General features: G+C 45.1%; 3 protein-coding genes. All 3 read right to left on the bottom strand.

What is annotated here, in order from left to right; genetic code table 11:
• Positions 1-22: 22 nt before the first annotated feature.
• The 3 genes from tnpC to ACTRWE_RS18985 all read right to left on the bottom strand — a co-directional run bounded on the left by tnpC (position 23) and on the right by ACTRWE_RS18985 (position 2,273).
• On the bottom strand, positions 23-1,504 hold the full coding sequence (gene tnpC, locus ACTRWE_RS18995) for an IS66 family transposase (protein ID WP_016899348.1): 1,482 nt from the start codon (positions 1,502-1,504) through the stop codon (positions 23-25).
• 80 nt (positions 1,505-1,584) lie between these two features.
• Positions 1,585-1,935 (bottom strand): IS66 family insertion sequence element accessory protein TnpB, encoded by a 351-nt coding sequence (gene tnpB / locus ACTRWE_RS18990; protein ID WP_016899347.1) that lies wholly within the window; start codon positions 1,933-1,935, stop codon positions 1,585-1,587.
• Entirely contained in the window at positions 1,932-2,273 is a 342-nt protein-coding gene (locus ACTRWE_RS18985; protein WP_008467385.1) for a hypothetical protein, read from the bottom strand. Before ACTRWE_RS18985 ends, tnpB begins: the two co-directional genes overlap by 4 nt.
• Positions 2,274-2,355: the final 82 nt, after the last annotated feature.

The raw sequence follows: 2,355 nt of genomic DNA, 5'->3' as shown, positions 1-2,355 counted from the left end.
GTGAGCGTCTAGCGAACTACACCTATGTTTTAAAATTCCAGGGTAACAAGCTGTCGATATCGGGCTCAGGCTGGCACAGTTCATCAAGGCAAGCACAGATGTAATTAAATGGGATTAGACCATTTATCTTGGCGGTTTCCACAATGCTGTAAAGGGTGGCACTAGCATGGGCACCGTTAGCCGTTTGGCTAAATAACCAATTCTTTCGGCCTATCACAAACGGTTTTACCGCGCGTTCTGCTCTATTATTATCGATGCTAAGTCGGCCTTCATCAACATAGCGTATGAGCTTGTGCCATTGATTTGCCAGGTAATTAGCTGCCTCTATCAGTTTGCTGTTCCCCACTAAATTTGGCTGATCCTGCTCAAGCCATATTTTTAGCTTGCTAAGAATAGGCAGGCTAACCTCTTGTCTTGCCGTATATTTGTCATCCACACTTTTATCTTTGATGCGTGACTCAACGCCGTACAGTTTTTGGATAAGGCTCAATACCACATCCGCTTTGCCGGTTTTGTTTTTACCTTGTAGCTTTTTCGCGTCGATAAATTTACGACGAGCATGCGCCCAGCAGCCAATTAAGGTTGCCTCTGTTCTGGCATAGGCTTGATAGCCATCCACGTGCAAGTACCCTTGATATCCATCAAGATAATTGACCACGCAGGCGGCCGCGCGACTATTGTGGAAGTCGTAAAGTACGATATTAGGGATGGGATTATTCGGGTCTGGTGAATCTCGACCCGAGCAATACACCCACATGTAACTGTTTACTTTGTCCGATTTCACCACCTTTAATGGCGTTTCATCGGCAAACAGCGTGGGTTGCCTTAACAGCTCGGCTTTAAGCCGTTCAACTAATGGCGCGAAGAGTGAGGCTGATTTGTCTATCCAGCTGCTCATGGTCTGTCGACTGAGTTCAATACCGTATTGCTTAAACATCGCTTCCTGGCGATACAGCGGTAACCCGTATTGGTATTTACTGGTGATAAGCTGACTGAGCAAACTGCTGGTTGCAATGCCTTTGTTGATGGGCATGGCAGGCATTGAGGCTTGTTTAATCTGTGTCTGAGTTGAGGATTTATCACAGTGACGGCAGGCGTATTTAGGCCTAATATGCTCAATCACTTTGATTTTAGCGGGTATGAACTCAAGCTTTTCTGACTTATCTTCACCCATTTTATGTAGCTCACCGCCACAGCAATCACAGGTTTTGTCGATGATGTCGTGAATAACCTGCTCACGAGGTAAGTCTTTTGGCAGTGGCTTACGCACCGGCTTTTTACGGGTATAGCTAATGGATTGTTGCTCTGCCTCAACTTCCTCAACAATTTCTTCCACTTCATTGAATAACTCGCCTTGCCCGGCAAAGCCTTCAGCACTTTTGCCGAATTGTTTTTGTTGGGCCAAGTTCCAGCGCTCTTCCAATGCCGCAATCTGGGCATCCTTCTGCGCTAACAGTTTTTCAAGTTCAGCAATGCGCTGTTTAAGGGCGAGTTCATTTTTCATGACGCCTATTTTAAGGCATCATCAAAGGCTTTGCAGTGCTAACTGAACTCACTTTGATGATCATCAATCGATCGCAAATATTAAAGCATTTGCTTACCTGCGACATCAATTTTACTGTGTCCAATCACATCATAACCCGATAATAACCAGTGTAATTGCTGCTCGCTTAAGGTCATGGTGGGTGACATGAGTTTGGGCCATTTGAACTTATGCTTATCTAATCGCTTATACCACAGTGCAAAACCGGTGTTATCCCAGTAAAGCAGTTTGAGTTTGTCACGGCCTTTATTACAAAACACAAATAGCGCACCACTGAGCACGGGTAGTTCAAGCTCTGCTTCCACCAACGCCCCCAGACCATTAATTGATTTTCGAAAATCAACGGCATCGGCACATAAATAGACGGTGGGTACATCAACGAACATCCTCATACCGTTAGCCCTTTAATAATGGCAACGATATCGGCCGTCGCTAAATCGATAGGAAACGTGAGTTGGCCGGTTAGCGTATCAAACTGCAGCGTATTTTGACGAGTTTGCGCGCAGACTTCAGTAGTTTGTTTTACCTGGACAAAACGTGATGATGTAAGGCACTGCGTGTGCACTGGCAAGGTGGAATTAGGCTGGTCTTTTGCCAGTAAAGCACGTTGTTTATAATAAGTCGTAATAGCGACATTATGGTGTTGGCAGAATTCAATATTAGTACCACTAAACGTACTGCGTTTCAGCAAAAGCTGCTGCCACTGTGCGCTTGTTCTGTAAGTTTTCATCACCTGCTCCGAATTTATCATTGAGCAGGTATTTTTAGATAATCAGAACATCGATGCTAGGTGTGGTTCGCTAGACGCTTAC

This window comes from Pseudoalteromonas sp. G5_S1_54_S4 (assembly GCF_054968565.1).
This window is presented reverse-complemented; position numbering and strand designations above follow the sequence as displayed.